Annotated in this window: 4 protein-coding genes; 3 read left to right on the top strand and 1 reads right to left on the bottom strand. The window is 32.6% G+C overall.

The window, feature by feature from the left end; translation table 11 throughout:
- Positions 1 to 286: 286 nt before the first annotated feature.
- The 3 genes from AABI72_RS02350 (at position 287) to AABI72_RS02340 (ending at position 3,980) form a co-directional block, all read left to right on the top strand.
- Positions 287 to 2,017: a ribonucleoside-diphosphate reductase subunit alpha gene (locus AABI72_RS02350; protein WP_338364027.1), complete on the top strand. Its 1,731-nt coding sequence runs from the start codon at positions 287 to 289 to the stop codon at positions 2,015 to 2,017.
- A 164-nt stretch (positions 2,018 to 2,181) separates the two neighbouring features.
- Entirely contained in the window at positions 2,182 to 3,141 is a 960-nt protein-coding gene (locus tag AABI72_RS02345; protein WP_338364024.1) for a ribonucleotide-diphosphate reductase subunit beta, read from the top strand.
- Positions 3,120 to 3,980 (top strand): AAA family ATPase, encoded by an 861-nt coding sequence (locus AABI72_RS02340; RefSeq protein ID WP_338364022.1) that lies wholly within the window; start codon positions 3,120 to 3,122, stop codon positions 3,978 to 3,980. Before AABI72_RS02345 ends, AABI72_RS02340 begins: the two co-directional genes overlap by 22 nt.
- Before the next feature lie 99 nt (positions 3,981 to 4,079).
- Here AABI72_RS02340 and ctrA read toward each other — a convergent pair whose 3' ends face one another.
- Positions 4,080 to 4,802 (bottom strand): response regulator transcription factor CtrA, encoded by a 723-nt coding sequence (ctrA, locus tag AABI72_RS02335; protein WP_338364020.1) that lies wholly within the window; start codon positions 4,800 to 4,802, stop codon positions 4,080 to 4,082.
- Positions 4,803 to 5,014 lie beyond the last annotated feature (212 nt).

Raw genomic sequence — 5,014 nt, 5'->3', positions numbered from 1 at the left:
AGTCTTCTTAAAATGTATAGTAAATTCTTTCTATAGCAAACAACTAAACTCTTAAGGAATAATTGATAAAATCATATAGTATAATCTTTAATGCATACCAAGCAATAAATGAGCATAATTAATTATAATTATAATTTATAAAAAATTAATTTTTAAAATAAAATAAATATAGAATCATAACCAATGATTATTTTTGCTACTACATGAGTAAATTATATTACTACATGGACAAATGATATTAAGTATTCTAGTATTTAAATATATATAGAGTAATGTGCAATATAAAATGGATCGACTTACGGATTCGGGCAAAGCCATGTTAAAAGACAGGTATTTGCTGCCAAATGAGGATTGTATAAGCTTATTTAAACGTGTTGCAAATGCATATGGATCAAATCTAGATCATGCTAGTAGGATATTATATTATATGCAAAAATGTTGGTTTATGCCTGCAACACCAATACTAAGCAATGGTGGCACAAATAGAGGATTACCTATATCATGCTTTACCAATGAAGCAAATGATAGTTTAAGTGGCATTGTTGATTTATGGAATGAAAATATCTGGCTTGCAGCAAGAGGTGGTGGTATAGGAAGTTACTGGGGCAACCTACGCTCAATAGGTGAAAAAATTGGTGTTAGTGGCAGAACATCAGGGATTATTCCATTTATAGCAGTACAAAACAGCCTAACACTAGCCATATCTCAGGGATCTTTAAGAAGAGGTAGTTCAGTTGTTTACCTACCAGTATCACATCCAGAAATTGAAGAATTCATTGATTTACGCAAACCAACAGGTGGTGATCCAAATAGGAAGGCATTAAACTTACACAATGGTGTTGTAATAACTGATAAATTTATGCAAGCTGTAGAAAATGATGATCCATGGGACTTAGTTAGTCCACTTGACAATACAATAGTTCGCACTATTGGAGCACGTCAGATATGGATTAGAATTCTTACTGCACGTGTAGAAATTGGAGAACCATATATTCTATTTATTGACAGTGTAAATGATAAAAAACCTGAACTGTATAAAAGACTTAATTTAGATATAAAAACATCTAATCTATGCAGTGAAATAACTCTAACAACTGGCCTTGACCACAAAAACAAAGAAAGAACTGGGGTGTGCTGCCTTTCATCTGTCAATCTAACATATTTTGATGAATGGGAAAATAATGAAATCTTTATAGAAGATATCATGAGGTTCTTAGACAATGTGCTACAAGATTTCATAGATAGAGCACCCAGTTCAATGGAGCGTGCCAAATATGCTGCTACACGAGAAAGAAGTATAGGGCTTGGAGTTATGGGATTACATTCAATGCTGCAAAAAAAAATGATCCCATTTGACTCAGTAATTACAAAAGTCTTGAATAAAAAAATATTCTCTTTCATTGCAAAACAAGCTGACTTAGCTTCAAAAAAATTAGCAGCAGAAAAAGGACCTTGCTTAGATGCTATTGATGCTAAATTAAATGAAAGATTTACCCATAAAACTGCAATTGCACCAACTGCATCAATATCTATTATTGCCGGTAATAGCTCACCAGGCATAGAGCCATATATCTCAAATGCTTTTACACAAAAAACCCTCAGTGGTTCATTTCCAATAAAAAATCCTTATCTTAAAAGCTTACTACAAGAAAGAGGTGAAGATAATGATGCCGTATGGTCATCAATCACAACCAATGATGGATCTGTACAACATTTAAGCTTTTTAACAGAATTTGAAAAATCAGTATTTAAAACAGCATATGAACTTGATCAAAGAATTATAATAGAACTAGCAGCAGACAGAACACCTTTTATCTGTCAAGCACAGTCAGTTAATATATTCCTGCCAGCAACAGTTAGCAAAAGATATTTGCACAAACTGCATGAATATGCATGGAAAAAGGGGGTAAAGAGTTTGTACTATTGTCGTTCAATGTCTATCCAAAGAGCTGATAAAGTGTCACACAGCATTACAGAAGAACCAAAAAAATATGAAGAATGCCTTTATTGTCAATAATACACTGCTGAACTCTTATCCTCAAACAAAATAAGTGACACAATACAGTATTAAACATCAATAATCTATTAGATTGCATTATACAATGATCATATCAAACTTGACCATTGAATCATTAAGCTGCAAAATATCATTACTATTATTCAGTTGCTAGGGTGTGTATCATGTCATTAACAGAGCCAAGGATTTTTTATAAACCATTTGAACATCCATGGGCCTATGAAGCATGGTCCACACAGCAAAAGATACACTGGTTACCTGAAGAAGTCCCAATGACTGATGATGTTAAAGATTGGCATATTAATCTAACTGAAAAAGAAAAAAATCTGTTAACTCAAATATTCAGATTTTTTACTCAAGCAGACATGGAAGTAAACAATTGTTATATGCAGCAATATTCCAGAGTTTTTAAAACACCTGAAGTATGCATGATGCTTGCTGCTTTTTCCAATATGGAAACCATACACATTGCTGCTTATGCCCATCTACTAGATACTATTGGCATGCCAGAAACAGAATATCAAGCATTCATTAAGTACAAAGAAATGAAAGATAAATATGATTACATGCAAAAATTTGGCTGTAACACTAAGCGTGGAATAGCAACAACATTGGCAGTTTTTGGTGCTTTCACAGAAGGACTACAGTTGTTTGCTTCTTTTGCTATGCTGCTTAATTTTCAAAGATTTGGTAAAATGAAAGGCATGGGGCAAATAATAGCATGGTCGGCACGCGATGAAACACTTCATACACTGTCTATCATAAAACTATTTCATATATTTATAAATGAAAATCCAGAATTATGGGATGCAGAGCTACGCAACACACTATATGAGGCATGTAAAACCATTGTAAAACATGAGGATGCTTTTATTGACCTAGCATTTCAGCTTGGTGCAGTAGAAGGCTTAACACCTACAGAAGTTAAACAGTACATACGATTTATTGCAAACAGAAGATTAAAGCAACTTGGCATGAAAGAGCTCTATGCAAATGTACAAAATCCATTACCATGGCTAGATGAAATACTGAATGGCATGGAATATGCCAATTTCTTTGAAAATCGTGTTACTGAATATTCAAGAGCTGCAACTCAAGGTACATGGGAGGAGGCATTCCTGTAATGCACCAAACAATAAACAAAATTGTAAGCAAACTATCTGGCTCATGGATGTTATATGGTGCACAAGGAACTAATAAAACCACTACTATATGGTATATAGCAAATAAAATACTACATTACAGAAAATCTTGTACACCATTTGAGCACACAAACTTACTTTTTATTAATGGTGAAAAAAAAATACAATTAAATGATATTAAACAAATAAAAAATTTTGCATTACAAACCACAACCAATAATAAGGTAAAAATTGTTGCTATAGACAATTCACATAATATGAACACAAACTCTTCAGCAGCATTATTAAAAATCTTAGAAGAACCACCTAAAAATGTTATTATGCTTCTTACTACAATTGCACCATCTTTAATACCAATAACTATTAGGTCAAGATGCATAAAAATTGCCCTAACAAAACCAAAGAATGCTCTTGAAATAATAAAGAATGCCCATCCCGATATTAAAAAAGACATCATGGAAATAGCACTTACTATATCTAATAACTCACCTGGGTTAGCTATAAAACTACTAAACTACAATTTAGCAACAGTGGTAAAGCTTATGCAATCAATATTAAAAAACTCTTCCCTGAGTGATTTGCCAATACTGCTGCAGCACATAACAGATGAGCAAACAAAAGTCATAACAATTGTATTAACATATCTAACAAAGAATTTTGTACTAACAAATAGCAATGATGCCAATAAGTTTTATCAAGCACTACAAACATGGGATTGGCAGAAGCATATAATTTCAAACATTCAGCAACTCAACATGTCCCACCATAATGCCACATTAGGATTGCTCTTACAATCAATAAACATGCAAAAAACACTTTAACAATATAAGAATACTTACACTACTTAGTCATACTATAAATTTTCAACAGCCAACTAACAATCAGCAATCAGCTGTAAACAGATTTAATTAGACAACTTTCTAGGCAGATTCAGTAGTGTCAACCTTTTTTCTAACATTATTATTATATGGCTTATACTTCAAAGTATAACCACGACCCCAAGCAGTCTCAATATAGTTCTCACCACCAGCTGCTTTGCTTAATTTCTTACGCAGCTTACACACAAAAACATCAATAATTTTTAACTCTGGCTCATCAATACCACCATATAAATGGTTTAAAAATACTTCTTTTGTTAATGTTGAACCAGCTCTGAGTGCCAATAACTCTAAAATAGCATACTCTTTGCTTGTTAGATGTAGCACAACACCATTAACCTCAACCATTCTATTATCTAGATTTATCTTCAATTTTCCAATTTCAATAATTGAGTCTGGGTGACCTTTTGAACGCCTTACAACTGCCTGCACTCTTGCAATCAGCTCACTTCTATTAAAAGGTTTTGTCATATAGTCATCAGCACCAAAACCAAGACCTTTTACTTTCCGTTCAACACATGTTATTCCTGACAATATTAAAATTGGCGCCTTAACTTTTGCTGAACGAATACGCAATATAGCATCACAGCCATCCATATCTTCCAGATTCAAATCAAGAATAATAATATCATAATCATGAAACATAGCTACTTCAACACCCTGTTCACCCATTGTACATGTATCACAAGCTATGCCCTCTACACTCAAAGCCAACTCAACAGAGCGCGCAGTGGGAAAATCATCCTCAACTAACAAAGCACGCATTCTACTTCCCCCTTGTTTATAATTAATAATTAAAAATATACTTACAAAAATTAAATTTTTATTAATTAGCAATACTATATATGTACGATAAGATAGTTCCAGATAACAACAAAAAAAATATAACTATTCAGTGTAACACACTTGTGTGTTTTTTTTACTACATCAACTATTTTATTAATAAAATTTAATTTATAAATTAATAATAAATAATA

This window comes from Candidatus Xenohaliotis californiensis, from assembly GCF_963930935.1.
In the GTDB taxonomy this organism is placed as follows: Bacteria; Pseudomonadota; Alphaproteobacteria; order Rickettsiales; family CAWVOK01; genus Xenohaliotis; species Xenohaliotis californiensis.
Note: the sequence above shows the minus strand (reverse complement) of the source record. Positions and strands in the feature narration are given on the sequence as shown.

Bases quoted from the DNA above. Each gene is read 5' to 3' on its own strand.
- AABI72_RS02340 (WP_338364022.1), top strand. From the start codon at position 3,120: ATGGGAGGAGGCATTCCTGTAATGCACCAAACAATAAACAAAATTGTA.
- AABI72_RS02345 (WP_338364024.1), top strand. From the start codon at position 2,182: ATGTCATTAACAGAGCCAAGGATTTTTTATAAACCATTTGAACATCCA.
- ctrA (WP_338364020.1), bottom strand. From the start codon at position 4,802: ATGCGTGCTTTGTTAGTTGAGGATGATTTTCCCACTGCGCGCTCTGTT.
- AABI72_RS02350 (WP_338364027.1), top strand. From the start codon at position 287: ATGGATCGACTTACGGATTCGGGCAAAGCCATGTTAAAAGACAGGTAT.